The organism is Sphingomonas sp. SP4 (assembly GCF_058313375.1).
In genome coordinates, this window is record NZ_JBZFLE010000002.1 from 891439 (window position 1) to 909664 (window position 18226).

Sequence of the window (18226 nt, forward strand, 5' to 3'; positions counted from 1 at the left end):
CGTCTAATCGGGCGCTATGCCCGACGTGCTGATTGCTCCTTCCATCCTGTCCGCCGATTTCGCGAAGCTCGGCGAGGAAGTGCGCGCGATCGGCGAAGCCGGCGCCGACTGGATCCACATCGACGTGATGGATGGCCATTTCGTGCCCAACATCACGATCGGTCCGGGCGTAGTGAAAGCACTTCGGCCGCATACGAAGAAGCCGTTCGACGTTCACTTGATGATCTCGCCGGTGGATTCGTTCCTCGATGCTTTCGCCGAAGCGGGGGCGGACATCATCACCGTGCATCCGGAAGCAGGCCCGCACCTGCACCGGACGATTCAGCGGATAAAGGCGCTCGGCAAGCACGCTGGCGTCTCGCTCAACCCCGCTACGCCCGCAAAAGCACTCGACTATGTGCTCGAGGAGATCGACCTCGTCCTGGTCATGAGCGTGAACCCGGGTTTTGGCGGTCAGAAGTTCATCTCCAGCCAGCTCCGCAAGATTGAAGCGATCGCGAACCGCATCGCCAAGGAGAATCTCGACGTCCGCCTTGAGGTAGATGGCGGTATCGACGCGACCACCGCACCGGAGGCAATCAGCGCCGGCGCGAATGTGCTCGTTGCCGGCACCGCCGCTTTCCGCGGCGGACCTTCGGCCTATGCTGCCAACATCGAGGCGCTCAGGGGCAAGGCATGAAGGCTCGCAGTTCGGCGGCCGAAAGCGACGTCGTCCGCAAGCTTGCCAAAGGCTCGCTGCTGTCGCGGCTGAAGACCTCGCGCCAGCCGCTCAAGCTCGCGGCCGTTCCCCGCGATCATGTGCAGGGAGACCGCGCCCGTGGCTCCGCGATCCTGTCCGGCCGGTTCGCGGTCGGAAGCGATGCGATTTCACTGGGCGATTTCGATTTCGCGACGATTGGGACGACCGGCGCGCTGGCCGAACAGCTGCAGGGCTTCTCCTGGCTGCGCGATCTCGCGGCAGCCGCCTCGCGCGAGAATGGAGCAAGGCTCGCTGAAGCCGTCGCCGGTCGCTGGCTAATCGCGCATGGCACCAAGGTGGACGATGCGTGGGCGCCGCATCTTTGGGGCGAGCGGATCCTCTTCTGGACTGCCTACGCGCCATACATCCTTTCGAGCGGCGATGGCGGCTACCGGTCCGCCCTCCTCAACACGCTGGCCCGTGGAGCCCGCCACCTCGATGCCAATGCTGAAAAGGCGCCAGCCGGTCTCGACCGGATCACGGCTTGGTGTGGCCTGATTGCTGCTGGCTTGTTGGTCCAAGGGGGGGTGCCGAGAGTCGCGCGCGGCGAAGCAGGCCTCGCTCGCGCGCTGACCGCGGCGCAGTTCGACGACGGCGGGCTGATCAGCCGCTCGCCGTTCGAGCAGGCGCTGCTGGTCGACCGCCTCGGCTTGCTTCGTGCCTGCTATCTCGCCGCTAAGCAGACGATCCCCGATGGCATCGAAGCGGCGTCCGCCGCCGCGCTTGCCGCGCTTCATGGCGTCACTTTGGGCGACGGCGCACTGTCGAGCTGGCAGGGATGCAATCCCGGTGAGGCGGCGCGTCTCACATCGCTGATTGACGGCTGCGGGTTGCGTGCACGTCCGCTGCGCAATGCTCGGGGCTGGGGTTACCAAAGGCTGTCGGCCCTCGGCACCATTCTGGTGCTCGACGCTGCCCCGCCTCCCCCGGCGAAGATGGCTGAGCGGGGATGTGCATCGACGCTCGCGCTGGAACTGGCCGACGGCCCTCAGCGTCTCGTGGTCAATTGCGGTGGGCCCGGGCCAATCCCGACGGAAATGTCAGACGAGCTGGTCGAGGCCCTTCGCAGTACTGCGGCGCACAGCACGCTGGTCCTGGCCGACACCAATTCCACCAACATTCTCGCTGACGGATCGCTCGGCAAAGGCGTCGAGGACGTCACCATCGACCGCAGCGAAGACAATGACGCGAGCCGACTCGAGGCCAGCCACGACGGCTACGTCCGCGCCTTTGGCTTGGTCCATAAACGCAGTGTCATGCTCGGCAACGACGGCAAAGAGCTCCGCGGCGCCGATCAGCTCATTGCCAAGGGCCGTAAGAAGATCCGCGAGTCCGTCGGATATGCGGTGCGCTTCCATCTGGCTCCCGGTGTGGAAGCGACCGCGACAGCCGATGGCATGGGCGCAATCCTTCGCTCCAAGGGCGCTCCTCCTTGGAATTTCCGCTGCCGCGGCGGGATGCTGACCACTGAGGAAAGCATCTGGATCGACGGCCACGGCCAGCCGCAGCGCACCACCCAACTCGTGATCGTCGGCGAGGTCTCCTCGCTCGGCGGTGAAATCGGCTGGCAGTTCCGCCGCACTAGCTAATCAGGGAAGATTTCAATGACCGACCTCGTACCCGTCCGCCGGGCTCTCATCTCCCTTTCCGACAAGAGCGGCCTCGATGAGCTTGCGGCAGGCCTCGCCAAGCATGGCGTCGAGATCGTTTCGACCGGGGGCACTGCGGCGAAGCTTCGCGAGTCGGGCGCCGACGTACGCGACATCAGCGATCTTACGGGCTTTCCCGAAATGATGGACGGGCGGGTGAAGACGCTTCACCCGAAGGTGCACGGTGGCCTGCTCGGCGTTCGCGACAATCCCGAGCATGCCGCGGCCATGGCCGAGCACGATATTGCGCCGATCGATCTCGTCGTGGTGAACCTCTACCCGTTCCTCAACACCGTGATGAGCGGCGCCGACCGGGACACAATCATCGAGAATATCGACATCGGCGGCCCATCGATGGTGCGCTCGGCCGCCAAGAACCATGCCCACGTCGCGATCGTAACGGATCCCGCCGACTATGTCGCGCTGCTGGCCGAGCTCGACTCATTCGGCGGGGGCACGTCGCTCGACCTTCGCAAGAAGCTCGCCGCGAAGGCATTCGCGCTGACGGCGTCCTACGATGCGACGATTTCGCAATGGTTCGCTCACGCCGATCAGCCGGAACGTTTCCCTGCGACCGTAACGCAGGCGAGGAGGCTGAAGATGCCGCTGCGCTACGGCGAGAATCCGCACCAGAATGCGGCACTCTACGAGCCAGCCGGGCCGCACTCGAAAGGTGTCGCGCAGGCCGAGCAGGTGCAGGGCAAGGAACTCAGCTACAACAACCTCAACGACGCCAATGCGGCGCTTGAGCTGGTTAGCGAATTCCGTGACGGCGAGCCGACGGTCGTCATCGTCAAGCACGCCAATCCGTGCGGCGTGGCGATGCGTGGGACGCTACTAGAGGCATGGAAGGAAGCGCTGGCCTGCGACAGCGTGTCGGCGTTCGGTGGAATCGTCGCCACCAACCGCCCGCTCGATGCGGCAACCGCGGAAGCAATCACTGACATCTTCACCGAGGTCGTGGTTGCGCCCGATGCGGATGAAGGAGCCAAGGCGATCTTCGCTCGCAAGAAGAACCTGCGTCTGCTGCTGACAGGTGGGCTGCCCGACCCGTCGCGCCCTGGGCAGACCGTTGCGGTGATCGCCGGCGGCATCCTCGTGCAGGATCGCGACAACGGCATTGTCACGCGCGAACAGCTGAAGTGCGTCACCAAGCGCCAGCCGACCGATCAGGAGATCGCCGATTGCCTGTTCGCCTGGACTGTCGCGAAGCACGTGAAGTCGAACGCGATCGTTTACGCCCGGGACGGAGTGACCGCGGGCATCGGGGCAGGGCAAATGAATCGCCGCGACAGCGCACGCATTGCGGCCATCCGGGCTCGGGAAGCTGCAGAAGCCAATGGGTGGGACGAGTCGCGCACCATCGGTTCAGCCGTAGCATCGGACGCCTTCTTTCCCTTCGCCGATGGCCTGCTGGCTGCGGTCGAGGCTGGCGCAACCGCAGTGATCCAACCAGGCGGCTCGATTCGGGATGAGGAAGTGATCGCGGCAGCGGACGAGGCGGGCCTCGCCATGCTGTTCACCGGGATGAGGCATTTCCGCCACTAGGCGGAGCTAGACGATCGAGTCCTCGATCTGGTCGCGAGCTTCGGATTCGCGCAGTTCCTCGACGTCTGCCTTGCGCATACGGAACAACTCGCGGTCTTCGGGCCCGAAGCCCTTCGTCCAGAGCACGACGCCGAACGCCCCGAGGATCGCGGGAATGCCGATGATTAGTTGCAACCACTCCGACAGGAACAGGCGCACTGGCACGCCGACCACGACGGCGGCCGCTGCGGCCCAAGCGACGCTCCAGCGCCATCCTGACACTGGCTGTCCGAGCTTCTTTTTCAGAAGCCAGGACTTTGCGATCGAGGCGAAGCCAAGCGCGACACACAGAGCGATCGCCGGACCGGTTGCCTGATAAGCGACAGGGAATCCCTCGTCTCTCATGATGAGGATCAGCGCTGCTGCCAGGCCTGCCTCGAGAGCGAGCATGATCAAACTAATGATCATGTTCTGCGATCGTGCGATGTAGATCAGCGCCGCTTCGCTCACCACAGCGGTGGCGGCGATGACCTCCGCCGTGAGCAGGAATCCGACCATTGCGGTACCGCCGGTGAACTCCGACCCGACCAACCCCATGACTGCGCGGCCGGGGATGCCAAGCGAAAGCGCAATGCCGGCCTGGGCGGCGATGATCCAGTAGGTGACTTGGCGTACCTGTTTCGCAATTCCCGCGCGGTCATCGACTGCGAGGCGACGCACGATCGCCGGGCCGAGAACCGGTTCGAAGCTGGTCTTGAGCTTTGCGGGCAGGGTCGCGACCTGTTGCGCAGCGTAATAAATGCCGACGAAGCTTGCCGGAAGGAACGCTCCGAGTACGGCGAGATCGATGCGCCGCGATGCCCATTCTACCGTGTCCGCTGCCGCGAGCGGAGCGTTGTGGACGGCCGTTCGCCAGGAGAGCCTCAGATCAGGCATCCAGCCGTGAGGCAGTCCGTATTGGCGGAAGAGCGGGATCATTGCGACGATCAGCGCTGCGACCATCGACAGGACGTAGGCGATGATCAGACCGTCGCCGCGGCTTACCATGATCGGAACGAACGACAGCACGAATGCGGCGATGCTGATGACCCATGGTTGGACGATGGAGCGCGCCCTGACCGTCGACGCGACGTCGTTGTGGTAGGCCAAACCCGCCAGCGCGATATCGGTCCAGGCAATGGCAATTACCGTGATCGCAAGAAGCCGATCGAGGCCGCCCACAGGCGTCGTCGGATACATCGCCTTGGGAAACACGATCAGGATCGCCATGCCGAGGGCCGCCCCAAGGGCCGCGACGAGAAGCGCATCGGCAATGACGCAAGCCTGAGGCTTTTTCGCATCGGCGAGCAGCTGAGCAAGGCCGCGCCGCAAGCCGAGAGCCGCGATCTGCGCCGCAAATTCAACGACGAGCACGGCGTATGCAAACCGGCCGAGCGCGGCGGATCCGTAAATACGGCCGCCGATGAACAGGAACGGCACCATTCCTGCGAGTCGCAAGGCGAAGCCGAATATGTTCAGCCGGCCGCCACGGGCCAGCGTCGCCATGTCGGCGTCTGGTGCCCCGCTGTTCGCTGCGTCCGCTAAAGCTCCCCCGGGCTTCGCGTCCGTCAATGCGCTTCGCCCCAGTGCGCGCCCCAGCCGACTTCGACGTCGAGCGGCACGTCCAGCTTGACGGCGGGCTCCGCGGCCGTTGCCATCACGCGCCGAATGACTTCCGCGGCTTGCTCTTCCTGGCCCTCGGGCACCTCGAACACGAGTTCGTCGTGCACCTGAAGGAGCATCCGCACATCATCGAGCCCCGCTTCGGACAGAGCGTCGTCCATGCGCGCCATGGCTCGTTTGATGAGGTCGGCACTCGTGCCTTGGATCGGCGCGTTGATCGCTGCCCGCTCGGCGCCGGCCCGGATAGAGGGGTTAGGCGAGCGGATATTCGGCTCGAAGTGGGTCTTTCGGCCGAACAAAGTCTGGGTGAAGCCGCGCTCGCGAGCGAATGCCAGCGTCGCGTGCGTGAAGGCGCGAATGCCTGGGAAACGCTCGTAGTATCGATCGATGATCGCCTTGCCTTCGTCTTTCGGCAGGCCAAGGCGACCGGCAATGCCCCAAGCCGAGCTGCCGTAAAGGATCGCGAAGTTGATCGTCTTCGCCTGGTTGCGGGTGTCACGAGTGACCTCCCCGAACAGCTCCTCGGCCGTCAGGCTGTGAATATCCACGCCGCTCCGGAATGCTTCTTTCAGCTGTGGAACATCGGCCATGTGAGCCGCCAGCCGCAGCTCGATCTGGCTGTAGTCAGCACTGAGCAGCTTGTAGCCCGTATCGGCCACGAAGGCGTCGCGGATCTTGCGGCCGATCTCGGTACGGATCGGGATGTTCTGCAGGTTCGGGTCGTTCGACGACAGCCGACCCGTCTGGGCACCCGTCATGGAGTAGCTGGTGTGAACCCGGCCTGTCGCCGGATTGATCTGCGCCTGCAGCGCATCGGTGTAGGTATTCTTGAGCTTTGTCAGCTGACGCCATTCGAGCACTAGCGACGCGCAAGTCACACCTTCCGCCGCGAGGCGCTCCAGTTCGTTCACGTCGGTCGAATATTGCCCGCTCTTGCCCTTGCGGCCGCCCTTCAGCCCTAGCCGCTCGTAAAGCACTTGGCCCAATTGCTGCGGCGATCCGATCGTGAATGGGCCGCAGGCAGCTTCATAGATCCGCTCTTCCAGCGACTGAATGTCGCGGCCAAACTCGCTGGAGAGTCGCGCCAGATAGTCCCGGTCAACCTTGATCCCGCGCTGCTCCATTCGCGCGAGCACCGGCACGAGCGGCCGATCGACGCGCTCATAGACGCGGCTCGATCCTTCCGCCGCCAGCCGCGGCTTCAGCCTGAGCCACAAGCGCAGCGCGATGTCGGCGTCCTCGCCGGCATATTCGGTAGCCGCATCGAGCGGCACCTTATCGAAAGTGATCTGCTTCGAGCCCGTGCCGCACAACTGCTTGAATGGGATGCACTCGTGCTCGAAGTGCAGTTTGGCGAGTTCTTCCAGTCCGTGCCCGAACGACCGCCCCGCATCGAGGTCGAAGCTCATCACCATCGTGTCGTCGATCGGCGCGACCTTGATGCCCGCCTTGTCGAACATCACCCAGTCGTATTTCAGATTGTGCCCGATCTTGAGAACCGATGGGTCCTCCAGCAGCGGCTTCAGCTTGCCCAGCACCAAGTCGAGCGGCAGCTGGTTGGGCGCCTCAGACAGCAGGTCGCCGCCGCTGTGCCCGACCGGAATGTAGCAGGCGCGGTTCGGCGCTGTGGCCATGCTGACGCCGGCCAGCTTTGCGATGATGCAGTCGATGCAGTCGGTCTCGGTGTCGATCGCGACATAGCCCTGCGCTGTCGCCTCGGCGATCCACCGATCGAGCGACGCTTCGTCCGTCACCGTCTCATATTTCGAACGGTCGACTTCGATCTTCTCCGGTTCTGGAGCGGTCGAGCGCGCCGGCTCCATCGCCGCCATGACGTCATTCCGGACGGTCGCGCCCTTCTGCTGAGCGCCTGTCCCGCCACTTAGCAATCGGTTGAGGAGTGACTTAAATCCTTGATCTTCAAGGAATTCCTTAAGCGGCTCCGGCGGAATGTTTTTCATCGCCAAAGCATCGAGCGGCTCTGGCAAGTTAGCGTCGCACACCAGCCGCACCAGCTCGCGCGAAAGCCGCGCGGCATCCGCGTGCTCGATCAGTGACTGCTTGAGCTTGGGTTTTGAGATCTCGTCCGTTGACGCGAGCACTGTTTCCAGGTCGCCGTAAGTCTGGATCAACTGCGACGCCGTCTTCGGTCCGATCCCTGGGACGCCGGGCACATTATCGACACTGTCGCCCATCAGCGCCAGCACGTCCCCGACTTTCTCCGGAGGCACGCCAAACTTCTCCAGCACCTGCTCACGACCGATGCGCCGGTCGTTCATCGTGTCGAGCATGTCGATGCCGGCGTCCTCGTCGATCAGCTGCATCAAATCCTTGTCGGAACTGACGATCGTGACGCGCCAACCCGCGGCCTTCGCTGCCGTCACGTAGCAGGCGATAATGTCGTCGGCTTCGAGCCCGTCTTCCTCGATGCAGGGGATCGAGAAGGCCCGCGTCGCTACTCGAATGAGCGGAAACTGGGGAACTAGGTCTTCAGGCGGCGGCGGACGATGCGCCTTGTACTGGTCGTACATCTTGTTGCGGTGCGTCTGCTCTGACGCGTCGAGGATCACCGCCATGTGCGTCGGCCCTTCGGCCTTGCTCAGCCCATCAGCCAGCTTCCACAGCATGGTCGTATAGCCATAGACAGCACCCGCCGGCCGGCCGTGCCGGTTCGTGAGCGGCGGCAGCCGGTGGTAAGCGCGAAAGATGTAGCTGGACCCGTCGACAAGATAGAGGTGCGGGCGAGCTTCGGGTGTTGCGGCGTCTGGCATGAGCGGAGCGGTTTAGCAGGGTGGCGGGATAGGGAAAGCGGCACGGGGCCACCGTCTATATGGTGTCTCGACGGCAGTTCTGAAACCGCATTGAAACGGTTCGACTTTCAACCTTCCATTTACCCAAACCCTTTAACGTTGGCACGTGAAAGGGTCTTCGATGCAGGCACTCGCGCGGTTCGAACGTCTACAAAACCGCAACCGGCGCACTGCGCCACGTCGCCGGCTGAAGCTCGTCGCGACATTGTCCGAGACCGGTGACGACGCCGTCATCCATGATCTTTCTGCCACCGGCATCTTGATCGAAACGACGGCGGACTTGGCGACATTCGAGCAACTGCAGCTGGATTTGCCCGAGGCAGGCCATGTGGTCGCAACGGTCATGTGGAACAGCGGCCAATATTTTGGCTGCGAGTTCCATCGTCCGATCCCACAGGCTGCCATCAGCGCCGCGCAGTTGCGCAGTCCGTTCGAGGAGCCGATAGCCCGGGAGTCTGTCGAATTCATCGATGACGTCGACGACGTGGAAGTTGAAGATGATCGATACTCGCTCGGGGTCAGGCTTCGAGTAATCATCGGCGTCTCGACCGTCCTTTGGGCTGCGATGCTCACCATGTGGGTCACCTTCTAAACTTCCATTGCCGAAAGGCTTTTGGTCGGGCAGCTTTGGCTCGTGACCGAACTGACCGAAACCGAAGTCCTGCCCTCGCCCATCCGCGAGTGGACCGACGTAGGATCACGCCAATTTCAAGAGGAGATCGTACCTCTTGGCCAGCCGGCCGTGCTTCGCGGCGTTGCAAACAAATGGCCCTTGGTGAAGCACTGCCGGGAGTCACGTGAGTCCTTGGTCGACTATCTGATCGGTCTGGACAGCGGTGAGCTTGTAATGACGACGATCGTCCCGCCTGCCGCACGCGGACGAATGATATACCGAGAGGGAACAAAGGAGCTTCATCAGCGCATCTCGGATGAGCGTCTGCCCAATGTACTGAAAGGATTGCTCAAATTAGCAGAAGCGCCAGATCCGCCGGCCATCTACATGGGCCTGAGCGCATCTCACCATCTTCCAACGCTGGACGAGCAGAACCACACCGATCTCGTGCCGACTGGTACATCCGGACGAGTTTGGATCGGCAATGCGGTCACCGTATCGCCGCACTTCGATTCCGCTGACAATCTTGCCGTTGTGGTTGCTGGGAAGCGTCGCTTCACCCTGTTTCCGCCGGATCAGGTTTCGAACCTGTACATTGGCCCGTTCGACGTCACGCCAGCAGGGTTGCCGATCAGTATGGTCGCTCACGATGACCCAGACCTTCAGCGCTATCCGCGGTTTCGAAGTGCTTTGCGAGCTGCGCAAGTAGCCGAGCTTGAGCCGGGGGACGCCATCTATATCCCGTATCTCTGGTGGCACGGCGTGGAATCCCTTGAGCCGTTCAATATGCTTGTGAACTTCTGGTGGTACCGGGACGACGTCGCCGCTGCGCATCCATACGGCGCACTTCTTCGTGCGACGTACGAACTTTTCCGGAACATGCCGAGGGAGCATCGCAAAGCTTGGAAGAATATGTACGATCACTGGATTTTCGAGGAGCACGGCGATCCGGCGGAGCATTTGCCGCTCGCTCAACGAACGGCCGATCCGAAAATCGACGCCGAGGCAATCGCGCGGTTCAGGCAGGCGTTGGGCGAGCTGCTTTCCTAGGGAACGAGCACAGTGTCCTTCGCTTCCGGCAGCAGCTCCGGATAATCCAGCGTGTAATGCAGCCCGCGGCTCTCGTGCCGCGCGAGCGCGGAGCGGATGATAAGATCGGCAACTTCGACCAAATTGCGCAGTTCGATCAGGTCAGGGGTCACGCGGAAGTGGGCGTAATAATCGCGTACCTCCTGCCTCAGCATGTCGATCCGGTGCTTGGCTCGCTCCAGCCGCTTGGTGGTGCGGACGATGCCGACATAATTCCACATGAAGCGCCGGATCTCGCCCCATGTCTGGGCGATCACGACTTCCTCGTCACTGTCGGTGACGCGGCTTTCGTCCCAGGCGGCGATCTCCGGCACGTCCGGCAGCGAGTCCCAGTTGGCATCGATATGCCTGGCGGCCGCCTCACCGAACACTAGGCATTCGAGCAGGCTGTTCGACGCCAGGCGATTGGCTCCGTGGAGCCCAGACTGCGTGACCTCGCCCGCAGCATAGAGTCCGGGCGCATCGGTACGTCCGTCCAGGTCCACGAGCACGCCGCCGCAGGTGTAATGCTGTGCCGGGACGACGGGGATCGGCTCCGCAGTAATGTCGATGCCGAGGCCCAGCAGCTTCTCATAGATGTTCGGGAAATGCGCCTTCACGAAATCCGGATCGCGGTGCGAGATGTCGAGGTGGACGTAATCGAGACCGAGCCGCTTGATCTCATGGTCGATCGCTCGGGCGACGATATCGCGCGGCGCAAGCTCGGCCCGCTTGTCGAACTTGGGCATGAAGCGCGTGCCCCCGCCCTTCGCGCTGGGCGGTAGCTTCAGCTGCCCTCCCTCGCCGCGTACGGCTTCAGTGATCAGGAAGTTCTTGACCTGAAGATTGTAGAGGCAGGTCGGGTGAAACTGCATCATCTCCATGTTGGAGACACGGCAGCCTGCCCGCCACGCCATGGCGATGCCATCACCCGTCGCTCCGCGCGGGGCGGTCGAATAGAGGTAGGCGCGTCCGGCGCCTCCGGTGGCAAGGATCGTTGCCCGTCCGGTCAGGGTCTCGACGCGTTTGGTCTTGCGGTTCCAGGCATAAAGGCCGTGCACAGCGCCGCTGGTCGAGAAGTTCTTCGCATGCCGGCCCGTGGCGAGATCGATCGCGACCATGTCCGGGACCAAAGTGATGTTCGGATGCTTGGCGGCCGCACCCTCGAGCGCCTGCTGCACCGCATAGCCTGTCGCATCCGCCACGTGGACGATGCGGCGATGGCTGTGTCCGCCTTCGCGGGTCAGGTGGAGCGCGTTACCCTCCGTCGCGAAGGGAACGCCGACGTCGATCAGATGCTGGATGGCGCGGGGCGCGGCTTCGACCACATGCTCGACGACCTTGAGGTCGTTCAGACCGGCGCCGGCGATCATCGTATCGTTGACGTGCGCTTCGAAGCTGTCGCCTTCCTCTAGCACCGCCGCGATTCCGCCTTGTGCCCAGCTGGTGGCCCCCTCGCCGAGCCCGCCCTTGGCGATCACTGCAACCTTGCGCGTTTCGGCAAGGTTGAGCGCAGCCGTCAGCCCCGCTGCGCCGGAGCCGACAATGAGGACGTCAGTGTCGAGGCTCACGCCGCTTCCTGGGCTGCAGCGGAGGTCAGGCTGAGGAACACATCCTCGAGATCCGGATCACGCGTCGAGACGTCGACGATCGCAAGTCCGTCCGAAGTTAGCGCGCTCAGCACCTGCCCCGCATTCACCTTGTCCTTGCGGTAGGTGATTTCGAGCGTCCGCTCGTCGATCAGACTGATATTCTCGAAACATGCATTGGTCGGCACGTTGGCGATGTCGCGGTCGAACGTGACAACCACGGCTTTCTCCTGCGCTTTCGAAACCAGCTCGCGAGTCGGTTCATTGGCGATGACGCGGCCGTGGTTGATGATCGCGATGCGATCGCAGAGCTCCTCGGCCTCCTCGAGATAGTGGGTCGTGAGGACGATGGTCACGCCTTGCGCGTGGAGCTTGCGAACATAATCCCACAGCTGGCGGCGAAGCTCGACGTCTACCCCCGCCGTCGGCTCGTCGAGCACCAGGATCGGCGGCGAATGGACCATCGCCTTCGCGACTAGCAGCCGCCGCTTCATGCCTCCGGAGAGCGTACGCGAATAAGCGTTGGCCTTGTCGGTCAGGTGCATCGCCGCGAGCAGCTCGTCCGATTTCCGTTCGCCGGCCGGAATTCCGTACAGGCCGGCCTGGATCTCCAACGTCTCGCGCGGCGTGAAGAAGGGATCGAAGATGATCTCCTGCGGAACCACGCCGATGGAGCGTTTCGCGTTGCGCGGATGCTCGTCGATGTCGAAACCCCAGATCGATACCTTGCCGCTGGTCTTCACCACCAGGCCCGCAAGGATGTTAATCAGGGTCGACTTCCCCGCGCCGTTCGGTCCGAGCAGCCCGAAGATCTGCCCGCGCGGAACGTCGAAGCTCACCTCGTTGAGTGCGCGCTTTCCCCCCGCATAGGTCTTCGACAGGGATTCAATGCGGATTGCGGGTTCGTCCATGTGAGGCGGAATAGGAGCCGCCCGCTTACCGGACAATAGAAAGGGTAAATGCAGACTTTACCCTAACCGTCAGAGTGATCTTGACGTTAACCACCTATGCCAATTCCCAGATGGGGGCAGTTTTCCTACGACGCGTTTTGGCGCTGTTCGCTTTGTCGTGTCCGGCCGTCGGGCACGCTGCGCCTGTTGCTGCGCCCACGCCGGCGCAGGGGAAAGCGCAGCTGCTGCTTCCGGGAGCTCTCACCAACCTTCGCGATCTCGATTTCGGCAAGCTGAGTGTGACGACGGCCGGAACCGCCGTCATCGATTCGAGCACGGACGCAGTGACCACAACCGGCGGCGTGCTCCTTGTTGGCGGGACGCCGCACGCAGCGCGTTTCGAGGCCGTTTCGCCTTCCAGGAACGTCGTCAAAATCGGCTTGCCGAAGAAGGCCGTGACGCTGACCCGTGTGGGCGGCACGGAGACAATGACCGTGGATACCTGGTCGATCAACGGCACGACGACCCGCAATGTCGTCGCCCACGAGACCTTCGAATTTAGGGTTGGCGGGACCCTGCACGTCAACGCCAACCAGGCGGAAGGCGTCTATCTCGGCACCTTCGACGTCACCATCACCTACAATTGATTTGACGGGTCGCCCGCATTGAACCGAAGCAGCGCGATTGCTACTTCGCCCACGATGAAAGCCATCCAGCCCCCTGAAATCATCCGGGTTTCGACCGTCCAGGTCGCCTGCGACGGATCGGGCGACATCTCGCCCGCGCTCGGTCATCCGCGCGTGTTCCTGAGGATCGAGCCGGACACGGGCTTTGTCGAGTGCGGCTATTGCGACCGCCGCTTTGTCTACATCGGGGGACCTGCGGACACCGAAGCGGCATGACCGCTCCCGATCCCCGCCGGTTCCTTTATCGGAGCCTCGATCCGGATGGCGCCCGGCACCTGGCGGCCAAGCATCTGACCGGCCACGACGATGGCGAGCTTTACCTGCAATATGCCGCCAGCGAGTCTTTCGGTTTCGACGACGGACGACTGAAGACTGCCGATTATCACAGCTCCTCCGGTTTCGGCCTTCGTGGCGTGACAGGCGAGACCACCGCCTTCGCTCATGCCAACGAAATCAGCGAGGCCGCGATCGAGCGTGCCGCCTCGACGCTAAAGCTGCTCGACCCCGTCACGGCTATCCCGGCGCCGCCGCCGCATCGCACCAACCAGGCGATGTATGGCGCTGACGATCCGCTGAGCCTCGTGCCGTTCGCCGACAAGGTCGCGCTTTGCCAGAAGATCGATGCTGCGGCCCGGACACGCGACCCCCGCGTCGCGCAGGTCAGCGTCACTTTGTCTGCAAGCTGGAGCGTGATCGACATCGTTCGCGGCGATGGATTCGTGGCCCATGACGTCCGTCCGCTGGTCCGCCTCGGAATTCAGATCGTCGCCGAGCAGAACGGCCGTCGCGAGACCGGCTTTCATGGCCTTGGCGGGCGCTATCTTTACGGCCGCCTATTCGAGGATGCGCAGTGGGAGCGCGCTATCGACATAGCGCTTGCTCAAGCAGTGACGAATCTCGACTCGGTCGCAGCTCCTGCTGGCGAGATGCCTGTCGTGCTGGGACCCGGCTGGCCCGGCGTTCTATTGCATGAAGCGGTCGGCCACGGGCTGGAAGGCGACTTCAACCGCAAGGGTACTTCGGCCTTCTCCGGCCGCATTGGCGAGCGTGTGGCGGCGCCGGGCGTCACGGTGATCGACGATGGTGCGATGGAGCAGCGCCGCGGTTCGCTCACGATTGATGACGAAGGCACGCCGACGCGCCGCAACGTGCTGATCGAGGACGGCATCCTCAAGGGTTACATCCAGGACCGTCTCAACGCCCGGCTGATGGGGGTCGAGCCGACCGGCAACGGCCGGCGCGAAAGCTTCGCTCACGCTCCAATGCCGCGCATGACCAACACCTTCATGCTCGCGGGCAAAGATGATCCGGCGGAGCTGGTCGAGAGGGTCAGTGACGGCATCTACGCCAAGAGCTTCGGCGGCGGGCAGGTCGACATTACCAGCGGCAAGTTCGTCTTCTCCTGCACCGAGGCGTACCGCATCCGTGGCGGCAAGATTGCAGAACCGATCAAGGGCGCAACGCTGATCGGCGATGGCCCGACCGTGCTCACGCGGGTCAAAGGGATCGGAAACGACCTTGCGCTAGATGAGGGAATCGGAGTCTGCGGTAAGGGGGGGCAGAGCGTCCCCGCGGGCGTGGGTCAGCCCACGTTGCTCATCGAGGGTCTCACCGTCGGAGGCACGGCCGCTTGAGCGGCGACTGGCGCGCAGACGTCCTGAAGTTCTGGTTCGGCTTGCAACCGGACCAATGGTGGAAGTCCGACCCCGAACTCGACCATCGCATCCGCCAGCAGTTCCTGAAGCTTTGGGCCGAGAAGCGAGAGCTTCCCGTTGATGCATTCCTGGCCGATCCGCTCGACGCGCTGGCGGCTGTGATTCTGTTCGATCAATTCCCGCGCAACATGTTTCGCGGTCAAGCGGACGTCTACGCGACGGATCACATGGCACTGGCCATCGCGAAGATCGCGATCGACGAAGGACTAGACGAGCAGCTTCCTTCGAACGAACGCGGCTTTCTCTACATACCGTTCCAGCACAGCGAGAGCATGGCCGATCAGCAGCGTTCGATGCTGCTCTTCACCGAACTCGGAGACACCGAGCAGCTGAAGTATGCGAAGAAGCATTACGACATAATCTCGCGCTTCGGACGATTTCCGCACCGCAACGCGATCCTAGGCCGCTCGCCTCGCCCAGACGAGACCGCCGCGGGAAATGCGACGCCCTTTTGAGCTCTTTGGTCGAAGCGGCGCGGTTCAACTGGGCGTACCAGGCCGAACTCGCGAGGACATTCCTTGAAAGCCACGGGATCGAAGCCGTGGTCTTCGACGCGCAAAGCAGCCTCTACTCCGATGGAGCGTTGGTCGGCGTCCGCCTGATGGTGCTCGACGAGGATCTGGCGGAAGCGGCGCGAGTGCTGCGCGATTACAAGCCTTAGAGCAGGTGTGAGATCGGGCCGGTGTCGAAGCCGGCGCCGGTCAACTTCTGTTCGACATCATCGCGTGACGCGCCGTCCTGCCGCTGCGCCACCGCGCAGACCAAGGCCGATCGATTGCCGGATCGGCAGAAGGCGAGCAGCTTTCCGCCTTCGGCCTCGCGCAGCGCTTTCTGCATTTCTTCCACGTCGGCAGGCCCGATGCCGCGGATGATCGGCACGAAATGGTAGGTGATGCCTGCGGCCGCAGCAGCATCTTCGATCTCCACCGCCAACGGCTGACCTTCTTCCTCGCCGTCCGGCCGATTGTTGATGAGCACGGTCACCCCCTGAGCTGCCAGCTCAGCGACCTGATCCGGACCGATCTGGCCGCTTACCCAGGTTTTCTCGTCGAGCTGGCGGATCATAGGCTGCCTACTTTGCTGCTGCGTCCGATCCGGAGGTCAGCCCATAATAGTCTAGATAGGGCTGAATGCTCGGGTCGTGACCGGTGAACGCACGGTACATCTCGGCATAGTCGAGCGTGTTGCCGCGCGACAGGACCATGTCTCGGAAGCGCTGCCCATTCTCCCGAGTCAGGCCGCCGTGCTGCTGGAACCATGCGAAGGCATCCTGTCCAAGCATCCTGGTCCATGGGTAGGCATAATAGCCTGCCGAATAGCCATTGCTCCAGATATGAAGGAAATAGCTCGAGCGATAGCGCGGCGGAACATCCGCGACGTCGAACCCGCTCTTGGCGAGCGCATCCGCCTCGAACTTGTCTACATCCTGCAGCGGAGCGTCGGCAGAAAGTGAATGCCAATCCAGGTCCAGACGGGCGGCTTCGAGCAGTTCGCCGACTTCATAGCCCTGGTTGAAAGTGCGAGCAGCGATGACCTTCTGGACCAAATCCTGCGGAATCGGCTGGCCCGTTTTGTAGTTGACCGCGTAGTGCGGAAGCACCTTCGGATCGAGCGCCCAATTCTCGTTGAACTGCGAGGGGAACTCGACGAAGTCGCGCGCCGTGTCCGATCCCGAGATCTTCGGATAAGTCTGCGCGGCGAACATGCCGTGCAGCGCGTGGCCGAACTCGTGGAACATCGTCGTCACGTCGTCCCAGCTGATCAGCGCGGGCTGGCCGGGCGCAGGCTTGGTGAAGTTCTCGACATTGTACACGACCGGCTTGGTGCCGCGCAGCGTGGACTGCTTCACTAGATTGTCCATCCACGCGCCGCCGTTCTTGTTGTCGCGCTTCCACGGGTCGATGTAGAACAGGGCCAGCGGCTTGCCGTTGGCGTCGATCACGTCGAACACGCGCATGTCGGCGTTCCAGGTCGGGATGTCCTTCCGCTCCTTGAAGCTAATCCCGTACAGCTGGTTCGCGGCGTAGAAGACGCCGTCTTCGAGCACCTTGTTGAACTCGAAATATTGCTTCAGCTGGTCGCTATCGATCGCATAGCGCTGCTTGCGGATCTGCTCGGCGTAGAAGTTCCAGTCGGCGGGCGTGACCTCAAAGTTCGCGCCTTGGGATTTGGCTAGCGCGCGGATGTCCGCCGCTTCGCGCTTCTGCTTCGCGGAGACGGCTGGAGCGAGCCGATCGAGGAAGCCCACAGCCGTCGCACGGTCCTTGGCCATTTGATCGTACAGCACGTAGTCGGCCCAATTCGCATTGCCGAACAGCGCCGCCTTTTCCGCCCGCAGCTTCGCGATCTTCTGGATCGTCGAGCGCGTGTCGTTCGAATCGCCTTTCTCGGCGCGATTGAGGCTCGCTTCGTAGAGCTTCTGGCGCGTGTCGTGGCTGGTCAGCGATTCAAGCGACGGCTGCTGAGTCGTGTTCTGTAGCGGCAGCACATAGCCGGACACCTTGCGGTCCTTTGCGGCTTGCTGCGCGGCAGCGAGCTGCTCGGCAGAAAGTCCAGCGAGCGAAGCAGGGTCGCTGACCTGGAGGGCTCCGGCCTTGGCTGCAGCAAGCAGCTTCTGGTTGAACGAGGTCTGCAGCATGCTCAGCTGCTTGTTCAGCGATTTGAGCTGCGTCTGCTTGTCCGCCGGAAGCTCCGCACCTGCGTGGATGAATTGCTTGTAATAGACGTCGAGCAGCTTGGCCTGCTCCGGCGTGAGGTTCAGGCCGGCCTGATGCTCGTGCAAATATTTGAAGCGTCCGAATAGCTTCGCGTTGAGGTACATGAAGTCGTTGTGCGCGGCGAACAGCGGAGACGTCTTCGTGTCCGTCGCCTGGAGCGTATCGTTGGTATTCGCGCCGTTGACGGCCGAGAAGGCGAGATTGGCGCGTTCGAGCAGCTGACCGGAGCGCTCCATGGCGACGACAGTGTTACCGAATGTCGGCGGCGCCTTCTGGTTGGCGATCGCCATCACTTCCGACTTCTGCTGCGCCATTCCGGCCAACAGCGCTGGCAGATAGTCGCTGTCCTTGATCTTCGAGAAGTCGGGCGCTTGGAACGGCAGGGTGCTCGGCTGCGCGAACGGGTTCGACGCAGGGAGCGTCGCCGATGAACTGGCCTTGCGCGGCGCAGGAGCCGCAGCGGCGGAACTGGCAACGGCGACAGCCGCCGTCGCAAGAAGAAGCTTACGGATCATGTGACTCCCCGGATTCCCAAATGTCGTTCGCGCTCTCTAGCCGAGT

The 18226-nt window shown here is 62.9% G+C and carries 16 protein-coding genes; 10 read left to right on the plus strand and 6 right to left on the minus strand.

Annotation, left to right across the window (positions count from 1 at the left end):
* The first annotated feature begins 16 nt into the window (after positions 1-16).
* From rpe to purH, 3 genes are read left to right on the plus strand one after another with little or no spacing between them, the layout of a single operon-like run.
* Positions 17-679, plus strand: coding sequence for a ribulose-phosphate 3-epimerase (gene rpe, locus AC4GYV_RS13850; RefSeq protein WP_491101281.1), 663 nt, complete (start codon positions 17-19; stop codon positions 677-679).
* On the plus strand, positions 676-2328 hold the full coding sequence (locus AC4GYV_RS13855; protein ID WP_491101282.1) for a heparinase II/III family protein: 1653 nt from the start codon (positions 676-678) through the stop codon (positions 2326-2328). Before rpe ends, AC4GYV_RS13855 begins: the two co-directional genes overlap by 4 nt.
* A gap of 15 nt (positions 2329-2343) precedes the next feature.
* A complete protein-coding gene (purH, locus tag AC4GYV_RS13860) occupies positions 2344-3936 on the plus strand; it encodes a bifunctional phosphoribosylaminoimidazolecarboxamide formyltransferase/IMP cyclohydrolase (RefSeq protein ID WP_491101283.1) in 1593 nt (530 codons plus the stop codon).
* A gap of 6 nt (positions 3937-3942) precedes the next feature.
* On the opposite strand, the gene AC4GYV_RS13865 is transcribed toward purH, so the two are convergent.
* Together AC4GYV_RS13865 and polA are read right to left on the minus strand one after the other, a co-directional pair.
* Complete coding sequence (locus AC4GYV_RS13865; protein ID WP_491101614.1) at positions 3943-5460, minus strand: lipopolysaccharide biosynthesis protein; 1518 nt, start codon at positions 5458-5460, stop codon at positions 3943-3945.
* A gap of 62 nt (positions 5461-5522) precedes the next feature.
* Positions 5523-8348, minus strand: coding sequence for a DNA polymerase I (gene polA, locus AC4GYV_RS13870; protein WP_491101284.1), 2826 nt, complete (start codon positions 8346-8348; stop codon positions 5523-5525).
* A gap of 160 nt (positions 8349-8508) precedes the next feature.
* Between polA and AC4GYV_RS13875 the strand changes: the two genes are divergently transcribed.
* Both AC4GYV_RS13875 and AC4GYV_RS13880 read left to right on the plus strand, forming a co-directional pair.
* Positions 8509-8979 (plus strand): PilZ domain-containing protein, encoded by a 471-nt coding sequence (locus AC4GYV_RS13875; protein WP_491101285.1) that lies wholly within the window; start codon positions 8509-8511, stop codon positions 8977-8979.
* Positions 8980-9021: 42 nt separating this feature from the next.
* The gene (locus AC4GYV_RS13880; RefSeq protein ID WP_491101286.1) at positions 9022-10050 is read left to right on the plus strand and encodes a cupin-like domain-containing protein; all 1029 of its coding nucleotides are present in this window, start codon (positions 9022-9024) and stop codon (positions 10048-10050) included.
* Here the strand turns inward: AC4GYV_RS13880 and nadB are convergent.
* Complete coding sequence (gene nadB, locus AC4GYV_RS13885; RefSeq protein WP_491101287.1) at positions 10047-11639, minus strand: L-aspartate oxidase; 1593 nt, start codon at positions 11637-11639, stop codon at positions 10047-10049. The genes AC4GYV_RS13880 and nadB overlap by 4 nt on opposite strands.
* Positions 11636-12568 carry an ABC transporter ATP-binding protein gene (locus AC4GYV_RS13890; protein WP_491101288.1) on the minus strand — a complete coding sequence of 311 codons (933 nt, stop codon included), beginning with the start codon at positions 12566-12568 and terminating at the stop codon, positions 11636-11638. Before AC4GYV_RS13890 ends, nadB begins: the two co-directional genes overlap by 4 nt.
* Before the next feature lie 110 nt (positions 12569-12678).
* On the opposite strand from AC4GYV_RS13890, the gene AC4GYV_RS13895 reads away from it, so the two are divergent.
* The 5 genes from AC4GYV_RS13895 to AC4GYV_RS13915 are packed head-to-tail and all read left to right on the plus strand — an operon-like array spanning position 12679 to position 15609.
* The gene (locus tag AC4GYV_RS13895) at positions 12679-13194 is read left to right on the plus strand and encodes a DUF4402 domain-containing protein (RefSeq protein WP_491101289.1); all 516 of its coding nucleotides are present in this window, start codon (positions 12679-12681) and stop codon (positions 13192-13194) included.
* 54 nt (positions 13195-13248) lie between these two features.
* Entirely contained in the window at positions 13249-13449 is a 201-nt protein-coding gene (locus AC4GYV_RS13900; RefSeq protein WP_491101290.1) for a zinc-finger domain-containing protein, read from the plus strand.
* Entirely contained in the window at positions 13446-14867 is a 1422-nt protein-coding gene (tldD, locus tag AC4GYV_RS13905) for a metalloprotease TldD (RefSeq protein ID WP_491101291.1), read from the plus strand. The genes AC4GYV_RS13900 and tldD overlap by 4 nt, the downstream gene beginning before the upstream one ends.
* Positions 14864-15403 (plus strand): DUF924 family protein, encoded by a 540-nt coding sequence (locus tag AC4GYV_RS13910; RefSeq protein ID WP_491101292.1) that lies wholly within the window; start codon positions 14864-14866, stop codon positions 15401-15403. The genes tldD and AC4GYV_RS13910 overlap by 4 nt, the downstream gene beginning before the upstream one ends.
* On the plus strand, positions 15400-15609 hold the full coding sequence (locus tag AC4GYV_RS13915) for a putative signal transducing protein (protein ID WP_491101293.1): 210 nt from the start codon (positions 15400-15402) through the stop codon (positions 15607-15609). Before AC4GYV_RS13910 ends, AC4GYV_RS13915 begins: the two co-directional genes overlap by 4 nt.
* Here the strand turns inward: AC4GYV_RS13915 and AC4GYV_RS13920 are convergent.
* Positions 15606-16013: a protein tyrosine phosphatase family protein gene (locus tag AC4GYV_RS13920; RefSeq protein ID WP_491101294.1), complete on the minus strand. Its 408-nt coding sequence runs from the start codon at positions 16011-16013 to the stop codon at positions 15606-15608. The two genes, AC4GYV_RS13915 and AC4GYV_RS13920, sit on opposite strands and share 4 nt — an antisense overlap.
* Before the next feature lie 7 nt (positions 16014-16020).
* A complete protein-coding gene (locus tag AC4GYV_RS13925; protein ID WP_491101295.1) occupies positions 16021-18180 on the minus strand; it encodes a M3 family metallopeptidase in 2160 nt (719 codons plus the stop codon).
* Positions 18181-18226 lie beyond the last annotated feature (46 nt).

Bases quoted from the DNA above. Each gene is read 5' to 3' on its own strand.
- AC4GYV_RS13920 (WP_491101294.1), bottom strand. From the start codon at position 16,013: ATGATCCGCCAGCTCGACGAGAAAACCTGGGTAAGCGGCCAGATCGGT.
- AC4GYV_RS13900 (WP_491101290.1), top strand. From the start codon at position 13,249: ATGAAAGCCATCCAGCCCCCTGAAATCATCCGGGTTTCGACCGTCCAG.
- AC4GYV_RS13890 (WP_491101288.1), bottom strand. From the start codon at position 12,568: ATGGACGAACCCGCAATCCGCATTGAATCCCTGTCGAAGACCTATGCG.
- polA (WP_491101284.1), bottom strand. From the start codon at position 8,348: ATGCCAGACGCCGCAACACCCGAAGCTCGCCCGCACCTCTATCTTGTC.
- AC4GYV_RS13865 (WP_491101614.1), bottom strand. From the start codon at position 5,460: ATGGCGACGCTGGCCCGTGGCGGCCGGCTGAACATATTCGGCTTCGCC.
- rpe (WP_491101281.1), top strand. From the start codon at position 17: ATGCCCGACGTGCTGATTGCTCCTTCCATCCTGTCCGCCGATTTCGCG.
- purH (WP_491101283.1), top strand. From the start codon at position 2,344: ATGACCGACCTCGTACCCGTCCGCCGGGCTCTCATCTCCCTTTCCGAC.
- AC4GYV_RS13925 (WP_491101295.1), bottom strand. From the start codon at position 18,180: ATGATCCGTAAGCTTCTTCTTGCGACGGCGGCTGTCGCCGTTGCCAGT.
- AC4GYV_RS13875 (WP_491101285.1), top strand. From the start codon at position 8,509: ATGCAGGCACTCGCGCGGTTCGAACGTCTACAAAACCGCAACCGGCGC.
- tldD (WP_491101291.1), top strand. From the start codon at position 13,446: ATGACCGCTCCCGATCCCCGCCGGTTCCTTTATCGGAGCCTCGATCCG.
- AC4GYV_RS13895 (WP_491101289.1), top strand. From the start codon at position 12,679: ATGGGGGCAGTTTTCCTACGACGCGTTTTGGCGCTGTTCGCTTTGTCG.
- AC4GYV_RS13855 (WP_491101282.1), top strand. From the start codon at position 676: ATGAAGGCTCGCAGTTCGGCGGCCGAAAGCGACGTCGTCCGCAAGCTT.